Annotated in this window: 18 protein-coding genes; 12 read left to right on the plus strand and 6 right to left on the minus strand. The window is 63.0% G+C overall.

Going from position 1 to position 21,090, the window contains the following annotated elements:
• Positions 1 to 42: 42 nt before the first annotated feature.
• Together FJW04_RS05285 and FJW04_RS05290 are read left to right on the plus strand one after the other, a co-directional pair.
• Positions 43 to 1,653, plus strand: coding sequence for an inorganic phosphate transporter (locus FJW04_RS05285; protein WP_140712765.1), 1,611 nt, complete (start codon positions 43 to 45; stop codon positions 1,651 to 1,653).
• 89 nt (positions 1,654 to 1,742) lie between these two features.
• Complete coding sequence (locus tag FJW04_RS05290) at positions 1,743 to 2,765, plus strand: transporter (RefSeq protein WP_181166298.1); 1,023 nt, start codon at positions 1,743 to 1,745, stop codon at positions 2,763 to 2,765.
• A 63-nt stretch (positions 2,766 to 2,828) separates the two neighbouring features.
• Here FJW04_RS05290 and FJW04_RS05295 read toward each other — a convergent pair whose 3' ends face one another.
• Positions 2,829 to 3,989, minus strand: a complete 1,161-nt coding sequence (locus tag FJW04_RS05295; RefSeq protein ID WP_015315444.1) for a patatin-like phospholipase family protein — start codon at positions 3,987 to 3,989, stop codon at positions 2,829 to 2,831.
• Entirely contained in the window at positions 3,982 to 4,770 is a 789-nt protein-coding gene (locus tag FJW04_RS05300; RefSeq protein WP_140616765.1) for an acetoacetate decarboxylase, read from the minus strand. The genes FJW04_RS05295 and FJW04_RS05300 overlap by 8 nt, the downstream gene beginning before the upstream one ends.
• A gap of 244 nt (positions 4,771 to 5,014) precedes the next feature.
• Between FJW04_RS05300 and FJW04_RS05305 the strand changes: the two genes are divergently transcribed.
• Together FJW04_RS05305 and FJW04_RS05310 are read left to right on the plus strand one after the other, a co-directional pair.
• Positions 5,015 to 5,803 (plus strand): 3-hydroxybutyrate dehydrogenase, encoded by a 789-nt coding sequence (locus tag FJW04_RS05305; protein WP_140616766.1) that lies wholly within the window; start codon positions 5,015 to 5,017, stop codon positions 5,801 to 5,803.
• A 65-nt stretch (positions 5,804 to 5,868) separates the two neighbouring features.
• Positions 5,869 to 6,648, plus strand: a complete 780-nt coding sequence (locus FJW04_RS05310; RefSeq protein WP_140712769.1) for a phosphodiesterase — start codon at positions 5,869 to 5,871, stop codon at positions 6,646 to 6,648.
• Here the strand turns inward: FJW04_RS05310 and FJW04_RS05315 are convergent.
• Positions 6,635 to 7,534 (minus strand): hypothetical protein, encoded by a 900-nt coding sequence (locus FJW04_RS05315; RefSeq protein ID WP_041163309.1) that lies wholly within the window; start codon positions 7,532 to 7,534, stop codon positions 6,635 to 6,637. The genes FJW04_RS05310 and FJW04_RS05315 overlap by 14 nt on opposite strands.
• A gap of 208 nt (positions 7,535 to 7,742) precedes the next feature.
• Here FJW04_RS05315 and FJW04_RS05320 point away from each other — a divergent pair, with 208 nt between their 5' ends.
• Both FJW04_RS05320 and FJW04_RS05325 read left to right on the plus strand, forming a co-directional pair.
• On the plus strand, positions 7,743 to 8,738 hold the full coding sequence (locus FJW04_RS05320; protein WP_140712771.1) for a hypothetical protein: 996 nt from the start codon (positions 7,743 to 7,745) through the stop codon (positions 8,736 to 8,738).
• 20 nt (positions 8,739 to 8,758) lie between these two features.
• Positions 8,759 to 10,732, plus strand: coding sequence for a tripartite tricarboxylate transporter permease (locus FJW04_RS05325; RefSeq protein WP_140712773.1), 1,974 nt, complete (start codon positions 8,759 to 8,761; stop codon positions 10,730 to 10,732).
• Here the strand turns inward: FJW04_RS05325 and FJW04_RS05330 are convergent.
• Complete coding sequence (locus FJW04_RS05330) at positions 10,729 to 12,201, minus strand: class I adenylate-forming enzyme family protein (RefSeq protein ID WP_140712775.1); 1,473 nt, start codon at positions 12,199 to 12,201, stop codon at positions 10,729 to 10,731. The two genes, FJW04_RS05325 and FJW04_RS05330, sit on opposite strands and share 4 nt — an antisense overlap.
• Positions 12,198 to 13,253, minus strand: a complete 1,056-nt coding sequence (locus tag FJW04_RS05335; RefSeq protein ID WP_140712777.1) for an acyl carrier protein — start codon at positions 13,251 to 13,253, stop codon at positions 12,198 to 12,200. The genes FJW04_RS05330 and FJW04_RS05335 overlap by 4 nt, the downstream gene beginning before the upstream one ends.
• 283 nt (positions 13,254 to 13,536) lie before the next feature.
• Between FJW04_RS05335 and FJW04_RS05340 the strand changes: the two genes are divergently transcribed.
• The 5 genes from FJW04_RS05340 to FJW04_RS05360 all read left to right on the plus strand — a co-directional run bounded on the left by FJW04_RS05340 (position 13,537) and on the right by FJW04_RS05360 (position 18,780).
• Positions 13,537 to 14,865, plus strand: coding sequence for an NAD(P)H-dependent oxidoreductase (locus FJW04_RS05340; RefSeq protein WP_140712779.1), 1,329 nt, complete (start codon positions 13,537 to 13,539; stop codon positions 14,863 to 14,865).
• 2 nt (positions 14,866 to 14,867) lie between these two features.
• Entirely contained in the window at positions 14,868 to 15,896 is a 1,029-nt protein-coding gene (locus FJW04_RS05345; RefSeq protein ID WP_140616772.1) for a thiamine pyrophosphate-dependent dehydrogenase E1 component subunit alpha, read from the plus strand.
• Complete coding sequence (locus tag FJW04_RS05350; protein WP_015315455.1) at positions 15,896 to 16,894, plus strand: alpha-ketoacid dehydrogenase subunit beta; 999 nt, start codon at positions 15,896 to 15,898, stop codon at positions 16,892 to 16,894. The genes FJW04_RS05345 and FJW04_RS05350 overlap by 1 nt, the downstream gene beginning before the upstream one ends.
• 3 nt (positions 16,895 to 16,897) lie before the next feature.
• A complete protein-coding gene (locus tag FJW04_RS05355) occupies positions 16,898 to 18,301 on the plus strand; it encodes a pyruvate dehydrogenase complex dihydrolipoamide acetyltransferase (protein ID WP_140712781.1) in 1,404 nt (467 codons plus the stop codon).
• Positions 18,302 to 18,411: 110 nt separating this feature from the next.
• Entirely contained in the window at positions 18,412 to 18,780 is a 369-nt protein-coding gene (locus tag FJW04_RS05360; protein ID WP_015315457.1) for a hypothetical protein, read from the plus strand.
• 11 nt (positions 18,781 to 18,791) lie between these two features.
• Here FJW04_RS05360 and FJW04_RS05365 read toward each other — a convergent pair whose 3' ends face one another.
• Complete coding sequence (locus FJW04_RS05365; protein ID WP_140712783.1) at positions 18,792 to 19,763, minus strand: sugar-binding domain-containing protein; 972 nt, start codon at positions 19,761 to 19,763, stop codon at positions 18,792 to 18,794.
• 260 nt (positions 19,764 to 20,023) lie between these two features.
• On the opposite strand from FJW04_RS05365, the gene FJW04_RS05370 reads away from it, so the two are divergent.
• The gene (locus tag FJW04_RS05370) at positions 20,024 to 21,010 is read left to right on the plus strand and encodes an ABC transporter substrate-binding protein (RefSeq protein ID WP_015315459.1); all 987 of its coding nucleotides are present in this window, start codon (positions 20,024 to 20,026) and stop codon (positions 21,008 to 21,010) included.
• The last annotated feature ends 80 nt before the right edge of the window (positions 21,011 to 21,090 follow it).

Raw genomic sequence — 21,090 nt, forward strand, 5'->3', positions numbered from 1 at the left:
CGTCTTTTCCAGTTCTTTGCTGCAATGCAATAGGAGTGGGACATGGTGGACATAGTTTCTAGTGAGGCGGGCATTCCAAGGCCGGATCATCCGCTGGATAGTTCGGGTGGCGCGAAGTGGTTCCTGCCGGTCTTCGGTGTGCTGGTGCTGGTCGGCGTGGCCTATGTCGGCTACGCGCTTAGCCAGGACCTGGCGGTGGCCAAGACGGTGCCGTGGATCCTGCTCGGCATCGCCTTGCTGATCGCGCTCGGCTTCGAATTCGTCAACGGGTTCCATGACACCGCCAATGCGGTGGCGACCGTCATCTACACACGCTCGCTGCCGGCGGAGTTCGCCGTCATGTGGTCGGGCGCCTTCAATTTCCTCGGGGTTCTCACTTCCAGCGGCGCGGTCGCCTTCGGCATCCTGTCGCTGCTGCCGGTCGAGCTGATCCTGCAGGTCGGTTCTTCCTCCGGCTTTGCCATGGTGTTCGCACTGCTCGTAGCCGCCATCCTGTGGAACCTCGGCACCTGGTTCCTCGGCCTGCCGGCGTCGAGCTCGCACACGATGGTCGGTTCGATCATAGGCGTCGGCCTCGCCAACCAGTTCATGGCACCTGCCGGCAGCGCCACCAGCGGCGTCGACTGGTCGCAGGCGACCAATGTCGGCGTAACCCTGCTGGTGTCTCCGATCATCGGCTTCTTCGCCGCGGCGATCCTGCTCTACGCGATGAAGCTTCTCGTCCGCAATCCGGCGCTCTACGAGGCGCCCAAAGGCAATGCCCCGCCGCCCTGGTGGATCCGCGCGCTGCTGATCTTCACCTGTACCGGCGTCAGCTTTGCGCATGGCTCCAATGACGGCCAGAAGGGCATGGGCCTGATCATGCTGATCCTGATCGGCGTGGTGCCGACGGCCTACGCGCTCAACCGCACGCCCGACATCAACTATCTCGAAGCCTACAAGTCGGCCTCGGTCAGCGTGGAGACCGCGCTGGGCAAATATGTGAAGCCCGGTGTCACCGTCGCCGATGCGAAGGATGCCAAGGCTGCCGTGCAGGATGCCGTGCGCACCCGGAGCTGGAGCGACAAGACGACCGTCGCTCTGCAGAGCTACATCCACAACACGACGGCCGAGCTGCAGCCTTACGCTTCGGTCGACACCGTGCCGACCGATCTGGTCAGCAACGCCCGCAACGACATCTATCTGATCGGCGAGGCGCTGAAACTGATCGACAAGAAGCAGTTGCTGCCGATGGAGGCCGCCGATCTCAAGGCGGTCACCGACTATCACAAGGCCGTCGACAACGCGACGAAGTTCATCCCGATCTGGGTGAAGGTCGCGGTGGCCCTGGCGCTTGGCCTGGGCACCATGGTCGGCTGGAAACGCATCGTCGTCACGGTCGGCGAGAAGATCGGCAAGAGCCACCTGACCTATGGCCAGGGCGCTGCCGCCGAACTCGTGGCGATGGTCACCATCGGCATGGCCGACCGTCTGGGTCTGCCGGTGTCGACGACCCATGTGCTGTCGTCCGGCGTCGCCGGAACCATGGCGGCCAACGGCTCGGGCCTGCAATGGTCGACGGTGCGCAACCTGCTGCTCGCCTGGGTGCTGACCCTGCCGTGCTCGATCACGCTGGCCTTCGTGCTGTTCATCATCTTCCGCCAGGTGTTCTGAGCGGGCGAAGCGACAACACTACCGACGGCGCCACAATGGCGCCGTCTCGTTTTCCGGCGACAGGTTCGCGACCATTTCGGGCGGCAGTCATGAACGACGCATCGCATCTGGCCTTGCTTGCCGTCGACGACCAGCATCCGGCGCCTGGCCTGGTCTGGGCTTATCACCGCTTGCCAGGCAAAACCCCGGTGGCGCTTGCTCCGCGCGATATCGGCGCGGCACTGGCGATGCCTGGCTGGGTCTGGCTGCATGTCGATCTCGTCGATCAGCGCGCCCATTCCTGGGTCAGCCACGCCTGCGCCTTGCCGGCCTCTGCCCATGCAATCCTCGAAGGCCATGAGGACAGCCCTGCGCTGGCTCATGACGATGGTGTCGTCCATGGCATTTCCGCCGACCTGCACAGCGAAATCGCGCGTCAGTCGACGACCATAGGCAGGTTGCGCTTCGCGGTTTCGGAGCGGCTGCTGGTGACCGGCCGCCGCCATTCGCTGGCAGCGGTCGAGGAGGTGCACAAGGCACTGGCCGCGGGGCTGCGGCCCGCCACCGCCTTCGAACTTTTCGAGGCGATCGTGCTGGCGTTCTGCAGCAGCACCAGCCTGCGGCTCGCTGCCGCCACCAAGCGGCTCGACGAAGTGGAAGATCATTTGGTGACCGAGCGGCTTGCCGACGAAAGGCGGCGGCTGAAAGATGTTCGCCGTCTGGCGGTCTCCCTGCACCGCCCGATCTCGGCGCTGGCGGCACTTTTCCAGGACGAGGACCGCTCGGACTGGAAGCTGTCGGCGGGGGCGCACGAGATCCTGCGCCGGCTTACCACGCGACTGGAAAGGCTCGACCGCGAAGTCGTCATGGTCAACGACCGTGCACGGCTGTTGCAGGAGGAGGTCGCCGCCGAGCTCGCGGACGAATCCAACCGCAGCCTTAAGGCGCTGGCTGTGATGAGCGCGCTGCTTCTGCCGGGCTCGCTGATTGTCGGCATGTTCGGCATGAACACCGCCGGGCTGCCGCTTACGCAAACGCCGGGCGGATTCGAACTGGCGCTGTTGATCGCGGGGGGCGCGACCGGCCTGTTCTACTGGCTCCTGCTGAGAGCCGGCGCCAATCTTAGGTTCTGAGCCAAAATAGACAGCTAGAGCGGCTCTGCGTTCCGAGGAAACGGAGAACCGCTCTTGGGTCGCTCAGGTCGGATCTTCGCGATGCAGGTCGTGGATGGTGACGCCGTCGGCATTGGTCGGCAGCATCAGCCATTTCTTGTGACGCAGCGTGCGCTCGGTGTCCTCGAGGCCCATCTCCCAATGCTCGCGCATCGAGGTGCCCGAAAACTCATAGTCCTTGGCGTGGCCCTCATAGCCTTTGTGCTGGTAGATCAGGTGGACGATGTTGACGACGCCGGCGTTGGAATAGTCGGCGATCAACTCCTGCTCGCCTTCCCTTAGCTGCTCCGACGGCACGCGCTTCAGCGCATCGAGCAGCTTCATCTTCAGCGCATGGATGCGCTCGAAATTGTCGGTGTTCTGCCGCGTGCGGCTCGAATACATGATGTCCTTGTGGCGCGACAGCACGTCGGCCATGCCGCGCGGCAGCACGCCGCGGGCGCTGAACAGATCGACCTGGAAGACCAGCGAGGAACGGTCCTCTTCCTGGTCGAGCAGGTATTGCAGCGGCGTGTTGGAGACGATGCCACCATCCCAATAGTACTCGCCCTCGATACGGATCGAAGGAAAGGCCGGCGGCAGCGCGCCGCTGGCCATGATGTGCTCCGGCTCGATACGCACCTTCTCGGTGTCGAAATAGACGAAGTTACCGGTCCTGACATTGACCGCGCCGACGCTCAGCCGCTTCTTGCCGTCGTTCAGCACGTCGAAGTCGATCAGGCTCTCCAGCGTGTCCTTCAATTCGGCGGTGTCGTAGAAGCTGGTGGCGCCTTCGGCGCCCGACAGCTGGAACCAGGGATTGGGATTGCGCGGCTTGAAGAAGCCGGGCTGGCCCATCGTCATCGTCATCAACGACGAGGTCTGGTTGCGGATATCGCGGTAGATGTCGCCTTCGGGCGTATAGGACCAGATCTTGCGGCCGGAAATCGTCTGCCAGAACTGTTCCAGCCGCTGCAGCCGGCGGCTCGGCTCGTTGCCTGCGATGATCGCGGCATTGATGGCGCCGATGGAGACGCCGGATAGCCAGGTCGGCTCGCAGCCGGCATCGGCCAGCGCCTGATAGACCCCGGCCTGATAGGCGCCGAGCGCGCCGCCGCCCTGAAAGACCAGCGCGATACGGTCATACTGCGCCGTGATTTCCTCGATGGTGGCGACGGCTGCCTTGTTGCGGTTACGATCAAGCACTGACTTTCTCCAGCTGGGTTGCGCTGGCAGCGGATCGGCTGTGGTCAGCGAGGTAATCATGCACGACTTCGCCCAGGCCGAGCGTCAGATCGGCCTTGAAGTGAACCGCCGACACGATGTCGAGCACGGGCAGCTTCGCCACGTCGGCCATGACATGGGGCCGCAGGTCGAGCGCGGCGGGCGCCGTCCAGGCTTCCTTCAGCGTGATATCGGTGAGGTAGTAGCGGACCAGCTCGCAGATGCGCGGCGTGCCGTCGACATGGGGGATGATCTTGATGAGGAAATTGGGGGCGGCGAGCGAGGCGAGTACCTGGTCATGATCGGCCTCACGATGCTTGTAGCCCATCGTGCCGGTGGCGCACAGAACGCTGCCATAGTGCAGCGTGCCGACGATTACCTCGCCTTCATGGACGATCTTGGGATTGGCGAGCTTCTTTGGAAACCCCCACAACTCGCGGCCGCCGGCGATCGGCGCGTCATCGTCGAGATACATCGAATGGACGTAGCCGCCATGCTGGCCCTTGTAGCGCACCGGGATGACCTGGCCGGTCTCGGTGTAGTCGCCGAAGCCGGTGGAGTCCGGCATGCGGATGAATTCGTACTTGACCAGCGGCTCGTCGATTTCAAGCGGCGCCGGCACGACGGCCTCGAGCGCCTCGCGTGTCGTGCGATAGGTGATGATGATGTATTCGCGGTCGAAGAAGCGATAGGGACCCGGCGGGAATGAGGGATTGGTGAGCGGCATCGCATAGGCGCGCTTCACGACATCGGCGATTTCCATGCTGGTGCCCCAAGGTTCTGTCGGACGAATTCATTCAGGAAGGACCGCGCGAATGCGCAACGGTTATGTTGCACGGCACCATGACAGTGCCGTGTCAGCCTAACGACCATGGTTTCCGAACCGGGCGAGGACAAGCAGGCGTTGTCGTCTGGCTGTAATCGCATCGACACATGGCTCTGCCATTGTCATGCTGCGACGCACAATTATATCGTCATGTTCCCTCCCACCTCGCGCGAGATTTCCCATGGGTTCCCTGTCTTCGAAGAATGCCCTCGTCACCGGCTCGACCAGCGGTATCGGCCTGGCAATCGCCCGCGCCTTTGCCGCCGAGGGCGCCAACGTTACCATCAACGGTCTTGGCGATGCTGCCGCCATCGAGCGGGAGCGCGCCGGCATCGAGAAGGATTTCGGCGTCAAGTGCCGCTATTCCGATGCCAACATGATGGATGGCGCCGCGGTCACCGCCATGATCCATGACGCGGAAGAGGCGCTCGGCAGCCTCGACATACTGGTCAACAATGCGGGCATCCAGCATGTGGCGCCGATCGAGGAGTTTCCCGACGACAAATGGGAAGCCATCATCCGCATCAACCTTTTGGCCGCCTTCTACGCCATCAAGGCGGTGGTGCCCGGCATGAAGGCACGCAAATGGGGCCGCATCATCAACACGGCTTCCGCGCACGCGCTGGTCGCCTCGCCGTTCAAGTCGGCCTATGTCTCGGCCAAGCACGGCATAGCAGGCCTGACCAAGACGGTGGCGCTGGAAGTCGCGCAGGACGGCATCACCGTGAACGCGATCGCGCCTGGCTATGTCTGGACGCCGCTGGTCGAAAAGCAGATCCCCGACACGATGAAGGCGCGCGGCATGACCGAGGAACAGGTCAAGCACGACGTGCTGCTGGCGGCGCAGCCGACCAAGGAATTCGTTACTGTCGAAGAGCTTGCGGCACTGGCATTGTTCCTGTGCTCGGATGCGGCCAGGCAGATCACCGGCACGACGTTACCGATGGATGGCGGCTGGACGGCACAGTAAATTGGTCGAAACATGCCGCCTTCAGGCCAACGCCAGGGCGCCGGCAGGAAGGCAGTGCGCGGCCAATGAAAATAATCCAGCTCTCCGATCCGCATCTGATGGCGCCGGGTGGCCTTCTCTACGGTTCCGATCCGCTCGCGCGGCTGGAAGCCTGCCTGGCGGATATCGGCAGGAACCATGCCGATGCCGACCTGGTGGTGATATCAGGCGACCTGAGCAATGATGGCGAGCGCGCGGCCTATGCGGCGTTGCGAGGGGCGCTGGCGCGGTTCGTGCCGCCTTGCCGGCTGATGCTCGGCAACCACGACGACAGGGCGCTTTTTCTCGAAATGTTCCCGGAAGCGCCGGCCGAGCGCGGGTTTGTCCAGAGCGTTTTCGATGGCGGCGATGGCCGCCTGATCCTGCTCGACACGCTGGACAGCGGACATGTCGAGGGCAGGCTGTGCGCGGCCCGTCTCGACTGGCTGGACGAGAAGCTGCACGAAGCGCGCGACAGGCCGGTCTTCCTCTTCATGCACCACCCGCCGTTCCGCATTCACATGCCGGTGCTCGACGAGGTCAGGCTCGCCGACGCCGATGCCTTCCATGACATTCTCCGGCGCCACGGCAATGTCGGCCACATCTTTGCCGGCCATGTCCACAGGCTGATCGCCGGCAGCTGGCGCGGCATACCGGTCAGCACGCTGCGCAGCACCAATCATCAGAGCGCCCTCGATTTTTCGGACAGCTGGCGGCTGGGCCACGAGCCGCCTGCCTATGCCGTCATCTTCATCGATGCGGATGGAGTGGTCGTCCATTTCCACGATTTTGAGACGGGCCGGCCCGAGCCGGTCAAGGATCCTTGACGAGGCGGCTTTCGCCGCCGCCAAGATGGGTCTCCCATACGTAATCGGAGATCAGCCGCCGATACTGTGGGGTCATGACCAATTTTCTGTGCGAGGCGCCGCCGACGTGGAAAAAGGCGCCGCCCAGCATCCGATGGTCCGCTTCCATCCCATCAACATCGAGATCGGCTGCCGTCTTTTGCGCATCGGAAACATCGTTCTCGCCAAGTCCGCGATACAGCAGGCTCCAGTTTCCGCCGCCGGTGTCCATTCCGCTGACAAAACGCGGTGTGAAGTCCAGGTCCAGTCCTTGCACGGCGCTGAAGCGGAAGAAGCAGAACCCAGCCCACATGAACCAGGCCTCGGGGTCCGCTTGCGCTGGGCGCTTTGAGCCGTGGACGATTTTTCCCTCCATCGTCGCGGCGATGTCCACGGGGACGGTCGGAAAGCAGTCGTGATCCAGAAATCCGAAAAGCTCCGGCCGCAAAGGCCGAACGATGTTGTGGAAGATCCAGTTCATGGATATCCCGTGCGACCGGTTGGGATGGCTTTCCCGGTTCCGGGGCAAACCGAAATAAGCGGTTTTTCGCGCCCGGCAGATGTCCGCGATACGCACCCTTGCCGATCGATCGGATGAATTGTCTATGACCACCAGCGTCATCCCAGAGGAATACAATTGCCAGGCTCGGGTGAGCGCATCGATGACCCAGGGCGTGTTGAAGGCAATGACAAAGCAGAAGCGCCGGGAACCGGTTTGCAGCAGCTCCTCGGTGAATTTCAGGCCTTCGGGAACGCCGCGCCCGCGAAAATCACGCTCAATCAAGGCGTTGCGAAAAGCCTTGGCCTTTCTGACAGGCCAGTTGTGGTTCAGCAGATCAACAAGGCCCTTGGCCGGCTTCCAGCTCATTACAAACTTCGCCATTGCTCCAAATCGGATGCATGCTCCCATAAGGCGAAGCTCATCTTCCCACAACCCCGGCCTGGAGCCGCGAGAATTTTTGCGACCACCGGCTTGTCGTACACGCATGCTGTATTTCAACCTGATCTGGTCGCGGGCGCTATCAATCGCGACATCGTAGCGCTAAAACGCCATCCGGGTTCTGCACGGGGTTGATATGTTGGTTGCGATCTTCCGCGCATTGCGCGCCATTCCGTTCGTTGCCGCCAGCATTGTCTTTGCCACGGGCGCCCGGGCGCAAGCGGTCGAATTCAAGACAATCACGATCAAGGTCGGCTATGGCCCCGGCGGGGGCTATGACCAGACATCGCGGCTGATCGCCCGCCACTTCGGCCGGTTCCTTCCCGGCAATCCGGATATAGTCGTCCAGAATGTGCCCGGGGGCGGCAGCCTGAAGCTCACCAAGATGGTGTTGCGCAGCGAGCCGGCCGACGGCAGCGTCATCGCTTCCGTCAGCGAAGCCATGTCATATGCGCCGGTGCTCGATCCCCAGAACGCCAATTTCGATCCGCTTGCCCTGCAATGGATTGGCTCGCTCGTCAACGAGCCGGCCTATTGCCTGACGGCCAAGAGTTCCGGCATCGACACGATGGACAAGTTCCTGCAGTCCGATTTCCTGATTGGGGCGACCGGCAAGAGCAGCGTGACCTACATTTTCGCGGCGCTGGTCAAGAACGGCTTGAAGGCAAAGTTCAAGGTCGTCACCGGCTTTGAAGGCACAGCCGATATCGAACTGGCGATGCAGCGAGGCGAGATCGCCGGAATGTGCGGAGTCTCCAGTTACAACATCTCCGAAAACCGCGACGCGCTCAACCTCATTGGTACCTTCGGCCAAGGCATCGTTGCAGGCCAGGAGAAGTTCACTGCTAGGATCGACGACCCGAAGGTCCGGGAAGCGGCCGCGCTGATCGAGACGGCTTTGCAGTTCCATCATCCGTTGGTTGTCCCGCCGGGCACGCCCAAGGAGACGGTCGAAACGCTGCGCAAGGGATATATGGAGATGGTCAGGGATAAGGCGTTCCTGGCCGACATCGGCAAGCTTAGCGAAATGACCGTCAACGCCACCAGCGGCGAAGACATAAGCCGGCTTGTCTCGGAGCAGTTGAAGGTGGATCCGGATGTGTTCGAGACCGCCAGAAATCTGGTGAAGTAGATTCCCGGCGAGGCTCAACGGTGGATCTGATCCTCACCGCCGTCGTCGAGATGGCCCAGCCGTTTCGCATGCTGATGCTGGTGACCGGCGTTTTCGTCGGCCTCGTCGTCGGCGTTGTCCCGGGCATTGGCGGGCTGTTCGCGACGGCCCTGCTCATCCCGATGACCTACAACATGGACGCCTATGCCGCCTTCGCGCTCCTGCTCGGTATGGGATCGGTCAATACCACCTCCGATACGATCCCGGCCATCCTGTTTGGGGTTCCGGGCTCGGTCGGAGCGGCGGCGACGGTGCTCGACGGCCATGCCATGGCCAAGAAAGGCGAAGCCGCGCGCGCCTTCGGCGCCTCCTATTCGGCGTCGATGATTGGCGGCGTGTTTGGCGCTCTGGTGCTTGCCGCGGCTATTCCCATCATGCGACCGCTTGTCCTCTATCTAAAGACGCCGGACTTCTTCGCCATCTGCGCCTTCGGGCTCTCCATCGTCGCGATGCTGGCCGGGAGCCAGCCGCTGAAGGGGCTGGCCGCGGCCATGTTCGGCATGCTCGCCTCGTTTGTCGGCATCGATAAGATCGCCGGCATCGACCGGTGGACCTTTGGTGAAATCTATCTCTGGGACGGTCTGCCGGTGGCCCTGGTGTTTCTCGGCCTGTTCGGCCTACCGGAGCTGGCTTCGCTCCTGTTGCGAGGTTCCATCCAGGGCAATGCGGAGCGACCGACTTATGCGGGCATGTGGCAAGGCATCAGGGACACGCTGCGGGAGTGGCCGCTGGTGCTGCGATGCAGCAGCATCGGTTCGCTGCTGGGCGCAGTTCCCGGTGTCGGCATCGCGGTGCTGGACTGGATCGCCTATGGCCATGCGTCACGGCGGCCTGGCGAGGGACCGAAATTCGGCGAAGGCAATGTCAGGGGCGTCATCGCGCCCGAGAGCGCCAACAATGCCAAGGAAGGCGGCTCGCTCATCCCGACCATCGCCTTCGGCGTGCCGGGTTCGGCCTCGATGAGCATCCTGCTCGGCGCCTTTGTCGTCCATGGGCTCGTTCCCGGCCCCGAAATGCTGGGCAAGAATGCCGCGCTCACCATGTCGATGGTGTTCAGCATCGCCGTGGCAAATATCGTAGGCGCGGTGACCTGCCTTGTGCTGACCCGGCCTCTGGCGCGCGTCGCGCAGGTTCCGGCCGCCATCCTGGTGCCGCTGGTGGTCACCTTCATCGTGGTTGGTGCATACCAGACCAATATGAGCGCCTTCGATTTCGCGCTGGTCATCGGCGTCGGCGCCGTCGGCATGGCGATGAAGGAACTCAACTGGCCGCGCTCGGCCTTTTCATTGGGATTCGTGCTCGGCCCGAGCCTCGAGAACTATTTCTTTCTCGCCTATCAGATTTCCGGCTGGTCGTGGCTTGCCCAGCCGCTGGTGCTCATCCTGCTTGGACTGGCCGTGGTCGGTCTCGTCAGGCAGACGCTGTCGTGGATCAGGGCCAGAAATCCCGGCGGGCCGCTGCCCCCCGCGCTGCCCGACATTGTCGCAGGCGCCACCATGACATTGCTGGCGTTCGCGGCGTTGGGGACGGCCGTGACCGGCTTTCCCTTCGAGGCCGCCATTTTCCCGGTCATCACGGCTGGATTCCTGTTGGTGTTTTCGCTGGTGACCACAGTGCAGGCGTCGCTGCGATGGCGCAGGCGGGCCACGCCTGTCCTATCCGTGCCTGCCGCGATACCAGGCGAATGGTCTCCGGTTTCGGAACCCACCATGAAAGGCAATCTCGCAATCATCGGCCTTTGTCTGGCCCTCGCCTTTCCCATCCTGTTGGTCGGTCACCTGGCAGCGACCTTCATCTTCGTTGCCGGCAGCATCATGGTGCTTGGGACGAAGTCGAGGCGGTCATCCCTGGTGATCGCTGCCGCCGCGACGGCCTTCGTCTATTCGGTCTTCGACATGCTGGCATCCCAGCCCTGGCCGACTCCGTGGCTCACAGGCATTAGCGGAATTTTCTAAGAACCCTTATGCGGCGCCAGCGTTTCGACCAGTTGGCGGCGTAGCAGCTTGCCGTTGCCGCTGTAAGGCAACGAGGCGACCAGCCTGATCTCGCGCGGCCGCCGGTCGGGCGCGATGTTGGTGCGCATGAAAGCCTGGAATTCCTCGACGGTTCCGCGATCGGAGACGATGAAGGCGGCGATTTCCTGCCCCATGGTCTCATCTGGAAAGCCGGCCACGGCGACGTCCTGCACCTTGGCATGGGTGCGGATCAGTTTTTCAAGCTCCTGCGGCGCGACACTGACGCCGCCGCGAACGATCATATCGGCCTCCCGATCGACGATCGTGATAAATCCGTCGGCGTCCAGAAATCCGATATCACCGGGGATGCCCCAGTCGGAGCTCATGATCTGCGGATCGACGAACAGGCGGTTGCCGGGCATCAGGACCGCGGATGCCATGGTCGGCGTCCATGCCTTGATCAGCCCGCGCTCACCTTGCGGCAACACGCGGCCATCGGCACCGAGGATTTCGACCTGTGCGCCGGCGACCGGACGGCCTGCGCTTTCGGGCTTTCCCAGAATATCCTCACCCCATAGCGAGGATATGATGCCGGTAAGGCTCGATGAGTAGCTTATCCGGTATCCAGAGGAGAGATAGCGGTAGGCAGCGATCTTGTCTTCGCCTCTGGCCGGTCCGCCTACGCTGTAGAGAACGGAAAGTTGGGGAAGCAGGTGGGTTGCGCGTTCGCCCACCTCCTTGACCATCCGGGCAATGACTGATGGCGCCAGCGCCGTGCCGCTTGCCTGGAACGAGAGCAGCGCCTCGATGAGCTCCGAGGGGGTGAACAAGGGAGGAAAGAACCGAACGATTCCCCCGTAAAGCAGATAGCCGAAGACCTGGTGACGCATTGCCGAGTATGACAGGGCCATCGGCGTCAGGAATCGTTTGGCGGTTCCCTCCACCACGCCGCGGCGCGCCGCGATGCGCCTGGCGAGTGCCTCATGCGACTGGGTGTAGGCCTTTGGATCGCCCGTCGTGCCGGACGAAAAGATCAAAAAGGCCGGGACGGCATCGCTCGCCGGGGGGCGGACGTCGGATCCCGGCGCCGAAGCCGATTTCCAGCCAGCCTCGAAAAGGGCGTTCGGATAGACCTCATCGCCCGGCATGGCGCGGCTTTCAAAAACCATTCTCAGATCGAAGTCGCGGGCCTGCCTGGCTCGCTGACTCCTGGGCGTTCGAAAGTCGACGACAACAGGGGTCGCGCCGATTTTCCAGCAGGCGAGGATCGAAAGGATCACGTCGATGTTGTCGAGCATGGCGAGGCCGACGCGGTCGCCCGGTCGGATGCCCGATGCGCCGAAATTGGCTGCAAGATGTCCGCTCTGCGTCAGGGCCTGGGAATAGGTGATATCAGACCGGCCGCTGACCATCGCGACCTTGTCGCCATGGGCAGCGAAGGCCTCCAGTATCTGCCAACCAAAACTCATTGACGATGCGGGTTTTCGCGTGGGGCCTCGCTTCGGGCGGAGAGGAACGTCAAGATCTCCGCGTCGATCGCGTCCATGTTGGCCTTGCGGAATTTGTTGTGCGTACCCGGCATGACGACCGTTTTCACGCTGGCCTCGTTAGACGCCCAGCCCTTGTAGTCCTTCACGGTAGTGGCTCCCCATTCGGAACTGGCGAGGATGAGGATGTCGCAGGGGTAGGACGAGGGCACAAAACCGGCTGCGGCCTGCAGCAGCGCGCTCTTGTATGCCTTCTTGCGCAGATGGCGCCCCAGGCGTGTCTGTCCGAGACCGACCGCCTTCAGCGTGTCCCGCAACAGGCGCCAGTAAACCACCTTGCGCACGATATCGCGCCGCCTCCTCTCCGTGAGGCGATCGTCGGGCATCGGCTTCAGCCAGGCCGAACCTGGCGACGGCGGATCGATGAGCACGATCGCCGGCCGCTTGCCCGTCGCCTCATGGCTCAGCCGGCCGACCTCGATCGCGAGCAGGCCACCCACGCATATGCCGCCGATGACTTCGGGGTGCCTGCCTGTTACCGAGGTGAAGGCTTCAAAATAGTTGGTGCCAATTTCGGCCATGGTGGAATAGGGCGTCTCGCCGGGTTCCGTGCCCATGCCGCGCACCGCCATGATCGCGTATTTCTCTTTCAGACGCCTGCTGAAGCGATTGGCGAACAAGGCCGAGCCGGTGATGCCATGGATCATCGCGATCGGCTCCTGGCCGACGCTGCCGGACACCGGCACGATCAGCTCACGGGCCGGATGCTCCGGCACCAGCGATGCGATCAACCGGCCGAATTCCCGCGGTGTCTGCGCTTCGAGCAGGATGGAAGTCTGCAATCTCACGCCGAACCGCTTCTGCACGGCAAGCACTAGAGTCTCCGCCATCAGCGAATCGCCGCCGAGATCGAAGAAATTGTCGTCGAAGCCGACGGCCGGCACCTTCAATTCCGCGGCGAAGATGCCGGCAATCGCATGGGCCGGTCCATCGCCCGGCGGTGGCACAGGTCTAACCCGTTGTTGGACGTTCATCGGAAAAGCCCCTAACCGACGGATGTTCACTGCTAACGCTTTTACGCAGGGTGAGAGCCCCTAACAAGTGTCCTGTGCGCCGCGCGTCGAGCCGCCGCTGGCGTGCTTGTCTCGCCACGGCAACGCGGAAAGTCGCGATTTGCCGGCTCCGCAACGGCCTTTTGTCCAGTTGTGTAAGTGTTGCAAAAGCACGCAGATTTGGACATTAGTCTTGACAGAAATACAGATGTTCAATACCCGTCAGGCAATTGAACAAGCCTGCATTATGGGAGGAATGAGCGGTATGGCGTCCAATGTTTCGTTGACGGGCCTTGCCCGCGATCTCGAGGAACGCGGCAAATCGGGCAAGCCGATCCGCATCGGGCTGATCGGCTCGGGCGAAATGGGAACCGACATCGTCACCCGCGTCGCCCATATGTCGGGCATAGAGATCGGCGCGATCTCCGAGCTGAACCTGCCCGCCGCCAGCAAGGCGGTGGATATCGCCTTCCAGGAAACCGGCCATGCGCGCGAGGTATCGAACGCCTCGGCGATGACGGCCGCCATGGAAGCCGGCAAGGTGGCGGTGACCAACGACGCCAGCCTGGTTATCAACAACGATCTCATCGACGTCGTCATCGATGCCACCGGCGTTCCCGCCGTCGGCGCCGAAATCGGCTTGCGCGCCATGGAGCATGGCAAGCACCTTGTGATGATGAATGTCGAGGCCGACGTCACCATCGGCGCCTATCTGAAGAGCGAGGCCGACCGGCTCGGCGTCACCTATTCGCTGGGCGCCGGCGACGAGCCGTCCTCCTGCATGGAGCTGATCGAGTTCGTCTCGGCGATGGGCCATCCGATCGTCGCAGCCGGCAAGGGCAAGAACAATCCGCTCAACATCGACGCCACGCCGCCCGACTACGAAGAGGAAGCCAAGCGCCGGCACATGAATGTGCGCATGCTGGTCGAGTTCGTCGACGGCTCCAAGACCATGGTCGAGATGGCGGCGATCGCCAACGCCACCGGGCTGGTGCCCGACAAGGCCGGCATGCACGGCCCGGCCGCGACGCTCGGCGAATTGAACAAGGTGCTGGTGCCGCAGAAGGATGGCGGCGTGCTGTCGAGGGTCGGTGTCGTCGACTATTCGATCGGCAAGGGTGTCGCACCCGGTGTCTTCGTCGTCGCCGACATGTCGCATCCGCGTATCTCGGAGCGCATGGAAGATTTGAAGATGGGCAAGGGTCCGTACTTCACCTTCCATCGCCCCTATCACCTGACCTCGCTCGAAGTGCCGCTGACCTGCGCCCGCGTCGTGCTCTACGGCAAGGCCGACATGGTGCCGCTGGCCAAGCCGGTAGCCGAAGTGGCCGCCGTGGCCAAGAAGGACATGCAGCCCGGCGAGAAGCTCGATGCGATCGGCGAATATTGCTACCGCGCCTGGATCATGACTGCACCGGAAGCGCATGCCGCGAGGGCCATTCCATGCGGCTTGCTGCAGGGCGGGTCGGTGACGGCGCCGATCAAGAAGGGTGAGCTCATCACCTACGCCAATGCCGCCCCGGCAGCGGGCTCCAAGATCGCCGAACTGCGCGCCCGCCAGGACAAGCTCGTCTACGGAACCGTGGAGGCGTAACCATGGCCGGAGCCAGCAAAGCCGTCGCGGACAGCCGCGCCAACCTGCCCTTCGTCTATCGCCAGTACAGCGCCGAGCAGCTGAAGCAGGTGCTCTACAAGATGTACCTCATCCGCCGCTTCGAGGAAGGCGCGGAGGAAAGCTACACGCGCGGCCTCATCCACGGCACCATGCATCTGTCGATCGGCCAGGAGGCCAGCGCCATGGGCATCTGCATGCCGCTTGGCGAGGACGACCAGATCACCTCGACCCATCGCGGCCACGGCCACTGCATCGCCAAGGGCGCCGAGGTGAAGCGCATGTTCGCGGAATTCTTCGGCAAGACCACCGGCTATTGCAAGGGCCGCGGCGGTTCGATGCACATCGCCGATGTCGCCAAGGGAAATCTCGGCGCCAATGGCATCGTCGGCGGCGGCATTCCGATCGCCGTCGGCGCCGCGCTCTCCGCCAAGATGATGAAGACCGGCAAGGTTGTCGTCTCCTTCTTCGGCGACGGAGCCAACAATGAAGGCGCCTTCCACGAGGCGCTCAACATGGCGGCGGTCTGGAAACTGCCCGTTATTTTCGTCTGCGAGAACAATGGCTACGGCATGTCGACGTCGACTGCCCGGTCCACCGCGGTCAAGAACATCGCCGACCGCGCCGCCGCCTATTCGATGCCGGGCGTCATCGTCAACGGCAACATCTTCTCCGAGGTCGCCGAGGCTTCGTACAAGGCGGTCGAGCGGGCACGGGCGGGTGAGGGGCCGACGCTGATCGAGTCCAAGACCTATCGCCATCGCGGCCATTCCAAGAGCGACCGCAACCGCTACCGGACCAAGGAAGAAATAGAGGACTGGATGTCGAACCGCGATCCGATCACGCTGTTCGAGAACGAATTGCGGGAATTCGGATTCATCGACGACAAGGGCATCGAAGCCATCCGCGAGGTGGTGGCGCGGGAGATCGCCGACGGCATCGAGTTCGCCAAGGCGAGCCCGTCGCCTGACGTCAGCGAGACCGGCAATTACGTGTATACGGAGCAGGCGTGATGGACGCGATGGTGCGTGAACTGAGCTACGCCCAGGCGATCCAGGAAGCCATGGCGATCGCCATGGACATGGACGAGCGCGTCTTCCTGATGGGCGAGGACATCGGCGTCTATGGCGGTGCCTTCCAGGTGACCGGCGACCTCGTCGATCGTTACGGCGCGGACCGGGTGCTGGACACGCCGATTTCCGAACTGGGCGGTGCGGGGGTCGCTGTCGGCGCCGCGCTGACCGGCATGCGGCCGATCTTCGAATTCCAGTTCTCCGATTTCGCCACGCTGGCGATGGAGCAGATCGTCAACCAGGCTGCCAAGATGCGCTTCATGCTGGGCGGCGAGGTTTCGGTGCCCGTCGTGATGCGCTTTCCCGCCGGCTCCGGTACCGGTGCCGCCGCGCAGCACAGCCAGAGCCTGGAAGCTTGGCTTGGCCACGTGCCGGGCCTGAAGGTTATCCAGCCGGCGACGCCCCATGATGCCAAGGGCATGCTTCTGGCTGCGGTCGCCGATCCCGATCCGGTGATGATCTTCGAGCACAAGCTGCTCTACAAGATGAAGGGCCCGGTGCCCGAAGGCTATTACACCGTGCCGATCGGCAAGGCAGATATCCGCCGCGAGGGCCGTGATCTCACCATCGTCGCCACCTCGATCATGGTGCAGAAGGCGCTCGACGCCGCTGCCGCGCTGGAGGCCGAAGGCATCGACGTCGAAGTCGTGGACCTCCGGACCATCCGGCCGATGGACAAGCAGACCGTTATCGACAGCGTCAAGAAGACCTCGCGGCTGATATGCGTCTATGAAGCGGTCAAGACGCTGGGCATCGGCGCCGAGGTCAGCGCCATGATCGCCGAAAGCGAGGCGTTCGACTATCTCGATGCGCCGATCGTGCGGCTGGGCGGTGCGGAAACGCCGATCCCCTACAATCCGGAGCTGGAAAAAGCGACGGTGCCGCAGGTTCCCGACATCGTCACCGCCGCGCGCGACCTCGTCAAAGGGGTTCGCTGATCCATGCCGACCGAAGTCATTCTTCCCAAGGTCGACATGGATATGGCGACCGGACAGATTTCGCGCTGGTTCGCCGAGGAAGGCGCCACGGTCAAGAAGGGCGACGTGCTGTTCGAGATCGAGACCGACAAGGCCGCGATGGAGATCGACGCTCCGGCCAGCGGTGTGTTGCGCGACGTGACCGGCAAGGAAGGAGTCGATATCGCGGTCGGATCGGCGGTGGCTTGGATTTATGCTGACGGCGAGGCTTATAAGGACAAGGCGCCAATCTCACCCCTTGAGGGGGAGATGTCGACGAAGTCGACAGAGGGGGTTGCCTCAGAAGGCACCGCCCTCGCGCTGAGTCCGGTCGAACCGACCCCACCCGACCGGCGTTTGGCCGACCACCCTCCCCTCGAGGGGGAGGGGAAAACCCGCGCTACACCCTTGGCGCGTCGATTGGCTCGTGAAGCAGGACTGAATCTCTCCGGCATATCAGGGACAGGCCCACATGGCCGCGTCGTAAAGGCGGATATCGATGCGGTACTCTCCTCCCTCTCCGAGAGGGAGGTGTCCGCGAAGCGGACGGAGGGGGTCGCCTCAGGAGGCACCGCTTTTGCGCCGAGCCCCGTCGAAGCGACCCCACCCGACCGGCCTTCGGCCGGCCACCCTCCCCTCAAGGGAGAAGGGGACGTGCTGAAACTGTTCGAGGAAGGCTCTTATGACCTCGTCCCGCACGACAATATGCGCAAGACCATCGCGCGGCGCCTGGTCGAAGCAAAAACCACCATCCCGCATTTCTATCTGACGCTCGACTGTGAACTCGACGCGCTGCTGGCTTTACGCACTCAGCTCAATGCCGCGGCACCGGTGAAAAAGACCGACAAGGGTGAGGCGCCCGTCTACAAGCTGTCGGTCAACGACATGGTCATCAAGGCGATGGCGATGGCGCTGAAGGCCGTGCCGGATGCCAATGCGTCATGGACCGAGAGCGCCATGGTCAAGCACAGGCATGCCGATGTCGGCGTCGCTGTGTCCATTCCCGGTGGCCTGATCACGCCGATCATCCGGCATGCCGATGAAAAGACGCTGTCGGTCATCTCCAACGAGATGAAGGACCTGGCCAGCCGCGCCCGCAGCCGCAAGTTGAAGCCGGAGGAATATCAAGGCGGCACGACCGCCGTCTCCAATCTCGGCATGTTCGGCATCAAGGACTTTGCCGCCGTCATCAACCCGCCGCATGCGACGATCCTGGCGGTCGGCGCGGGCGAGGAGCGGGCGGTGGTCAAGAATGGTGAGATCAAGATCGCCACCGTGATGTCGGTGACGCTGTCGACCGACCATCGTGCGGTTGATGGCGCGCTGGGGGCCGAACTGCTGGTCGCCTTCAAGAAGCTGATCGAGAATCCGATGGGCATGCTGGTCTAGTCTCCTGCCGTAAGCCGGCGCCAATGATGCGCCGGCTTATGATGAAACGACTTGTCAGGCACCGAACCTTGACCCATGTTCTCTGGTGATCGCGACCAAGGGAGGCCAACATGCCTGCATTCGACCCGTCTGACGTCAAAACCTTGTTCGGCAGGGTCATGGGCGCGTCGCCTTCCGACATCAAGCTGGTGGCGCAGCGCCTGCACGATCATGCTTTCGAGCCACGCATGTCGGCGGAAGAGACAAGGCAGCTTGTCGTCAGCCTCGGCTATGACAGCCTCGATGCGTTCTGCAGTGATATCGGCCTGCCCGCGCATATCGCCGAGCGCTGGAGCCGTTTTGGCGTTTCGGGCGAGATGAAGCAGGTGTTCACCCTGCTGGCGGGGCAGCGCAGACGCGTGGCCGAAGCGATCGCCGAATTCGAATCCATGACCCATGTCGGCGTCGAGGATTTTTTGCGCGAGCGCGGGTTGATTTAAACCCAGGCATCTCAGCCGGCCTTGGCCAGCAGCGCCATAGCGGTGTCGCTGTCGGTGATCAGCACATTGGTGCTGACAGCCTTGAGCGCGGCGAGGATTGCCGCCACCTTGCGCTTTCCGCCGGCGGCCAGCACGACATTCGGCACATGGGCGACAACATCGAGGTCGATCGCCATGACGCGCCGGTTGACTTCGTGATCGACGAGCCTGCCGGCGGCATCGACGAAATAGCATAGCATGTTGGCGACCGCGCCTTTTGCCTTCAAGGGTGTAATCAGCGATGACGGCACGATGCCATGCCGGAAGATGGTGGCATCGGGCGACATGTCGCCGACGGTGAGCAATGCGATGTCGGCCGCCGCGGCGCGCCGGCGCACATCCTGCAGCGTCGGCTGCGCCCACAGGAGATCGCGCAGCGAGGGGTCGTCCACCATCACCGGCGCCGTGATCTGATAGCTGTCCACCTCGAACACATCGGCGACCTTGGCGGCCACGATCGACGGGTTGATCCATTGCGAATGCGGCAGGCTGCCGACAAGCGCCACCACCGAGGCGCGCTTCAAGTGCCGGCGGGCGAGGAAACCCAGGCTGGCGTGCAGCGTGGCGCCACCGCCGATCGCCAGCGTCATGCTATCCTGCATCTGCTCGCCGAGATAGGCCGCCACGGCGTGGCCGATGGCCTTCTCCAGATGGTCGTGAACCGAAGGTGTCGGGATGACGACGGCGGCGTTGAGGCCCCAGCGTTTTTCCAGTTCCCGCTCAAGCGCCACCTGTTCGGCTGTCGGCGCGTTGATCATGGTAACGACGATGCCCTCGGCGGTACAGGCGGCCAGCGTACGCATGACCTTCACCCTGGAGACATCGAGCTTTTCGGCGATCTGCTCCTGCGTGAAGCCCTCGACATAATAGAGCCATGCCGTCTTGACGCTGAGGTCCGACGAGACCATCGGCAGGCGAGCCGGTGCGGGCTTTTGCGTGGGCATGGATGTCGTCCCTCATGTGTCATGGCCGACGGTTGTCCTCATCCGGGCAAGGCCGCTCTTACGTCAATCGGATGCCGGGTTCGCGGCAGGCCGATTATCGCACAGCTGTGATCATTTGTAATTGACATCGTACATATGAACATATTTTGTTGGTTTCACGCGCTGTGTCATCCACCAGTCATATGCGCCGTGCAGGGAGGAAGAGACGGGGTGCTGGCCAGGGGCCAGACCGGTCATGCACAGACAAGACAGGAGGTCTCATGAAGACGCTATTCATCCAGCTGCTGGCCAGCCAGCTGGCGCTCGCGGCAACTTTGTTTGCCGGCGTGGCAAATGCCGAAACACTGACGCTCTACACATCCCAGCCCGAGGCAGACGCAGCCAAGACCGTGGATGCCTTCAAGAAGGCACAGCCCGGCATCGACGTCACCATCTATCGCTCCGGAACCAGCGACATCCTGACCAAGATGGCGGCCGAGTTCGCCGCAGGCAGCCCGCAGCCCGACGTGCTGCTGATCGCCGACGCGGTGTCGATGGAACTGCTGAAGAAGGACGACCGGCTGCTGGCCTATCCCGAGGCCAAGCTCGACGGCATCGAGGCGGATGCCTATGACGCCGACAAGACTTATTTCGGCAGCAAGCTGATCACTACCGGCATCGTCTACAACACCGCTGCCGCCGAAAAGCCGCAGCATTGGGCGGACCTCGCCAAGCCGGCCTATGCCGATGGCCTGGTCATGCCGAGCCCGCTCTATTCCGGTGCCGCCGCCTACCTGCTTTCGGGCTTCGCCGGCGACAGCAATTATGGCTGGGATTTCTTCCAGAAGCTGAAGACCAACAACACCGTCAGCGTCCGCGGCAATGGCGCGGTGCTGAAGTCGGTGGCGTCGGGCGAGAAGCCCTATGGCATCCTCGTCGATTTCATGGCGATGAACGCCAAGAAGAAGGGTTCGCCTGTCGAATTCGTGTTCCCCTCGGAGGGCGTGCCCGCCGTGACCGAACCGGTGGCCATCATGAAGACCGCCAAGAACGTCGACGGTGCGAAAAAATTCGTCGACTTCATTCTGTCCGATGAAGGCCAGAAGCTGGCGCTGTCGATGGGTTACCTGCCGGCACGCGCCTCGGTCGGTCGTCCCGACTGGCTGCCGGAAGGCGTCAAGGTCAAGGTGATGCCGTTCGACACCAAGGCGATCGTCGCCGAGACCGACGCCGACAAGGCGAAGTTCCAGGACCTGTTCGGCGGCTGAGCCGTCGATCCCCGCGAGATGCCGTCTCGACGGCATCTCGTCAGTTCCGGTGAGCCCGGCCGCCCCGCTGACCGATCCCA

The organism is Mesorhizobium sp. B2-7-3, assembly GCF_006440715.1.
Classification (GTDB): Bacteria; Pseudomonadota; Alphaproteobacteria; order Rhizobiales; family Rhizobiaceae; genus Mesorhizobium; species Mesorhizobium australicum.

Bases quoted from the DNA above. Each gene is read 5' to 3' on its own strand.
- FJW04_RS05365 (WP_140712783.1), bottom strand. From the start codon at position 19,763: ATGCCCACGCAAAAGCCCGCACCGGCTCGCCTGCCGATGGTCTCGTCG.
- FJW04_RS05300 (WP_140616765.1), bottom strand. From the start codon at position 4,770: ATGGAAATCGCCGATGTCGTGAAGCGCGCCTATGCGATGCCGCTCACC.
- FJW04_RS05350 (WP_015315455.1), top strand. From the start codon at position 15,896: ATGGACGCGATGGTGCGTGAACTGAGCTACGCCCAGGCGATCCAGGAA.
- FJW04_RS05335 (WP_140712777.1), bottom strand. From the start codon at position 13,253: ATGAACGTCCAACAACGGGTTAGACCTGTGCCACCGCCGGGCGATGGA.
- FJW04_RS05340 (WP_140712779.1), top strand. From the start codon at position 13,537: ATGGCGTCCAATGTTTCGTTGACGGGCCTTGCCCGCGATCTCGAGGAA.
- FJW04_RS05330 (WP_140712775.1), bottom strand. From the start codon at position 12,201: ATGAGTTTTGGTTGGCAGATACTGGAGGCCTTCGCTGCCCATGGCGAC.
- FJW04_RS05345 (WP_140616772.1), top strand. From the start codon at position 14,868: ATGGCCGGAGCCAGCAAAGCCGTCGCGGACAGCCGCGCCAACCTGCCC.
- FJW04_RS05310 (WP_140712769.1), top strand. From the start codon at position 5,869: ATGAAAATAATCCAGCTCTCCGATCCGCATCTGATGGCGCCGGGTGGC.
- FJW04_RS05305 (WP_140616766.1), top strand. From the start codon at position 5,015: ATGGGTTCCCTGTCTTCGAAGAATGCCCTCGTCACCGGCTCGACCAGC.
- FJW04_RS05290 (WP_181166298.1), top strand. From the start codon at position 1,743: ATGAACGACGCATCGCATCTGGCCTTGCTTGCCGTCGACGACCAGCAT.
- FJW04_RS05370 (WP_015315459.1), top strand. From the start codon at position 20,024: ATGAAGACGCTATTCATCCAGCTGCTGGCCAGCCAGCTGGCGCTCGCG.
- FJW04_RS05285 (WP_140712765.1), top strand. From the start codon at position 43: ATGGTGGACATAGTTTCTAGTGAGGCGGGCATTCCAAGGCCGGATCAT.
- FJW04_RS05355 (WP_140712781.1), top strand. From the start codon at position 16,898: ATGCCGACCGAAGTCATTCTTCCCAAGGTCGACATGGATATGGCGACC.
- FJW04_RS05320 (WP_140712771.1), top strand. From the start codon at position 7,743: ATGTTGGTTGCGATCTTCCGCGCATTGCGCGCCATTCCGTTCGTTGCC.
- FJW04_RS05315 (WP_041163309.1), bottom strand. From the start codon at position 7,534: ATGAGCTGGAAGCCGGCCAAGGGCCTTGTTGATCTGCTGAACCACAAC.
- FJW04_RS05360 (WP_015315457.1), top strand. From the start codon at position 18,412: ATGCCTGCATTCGACCCGTCTGACGTCAAAACCTTGTTCGGCAGGGTC.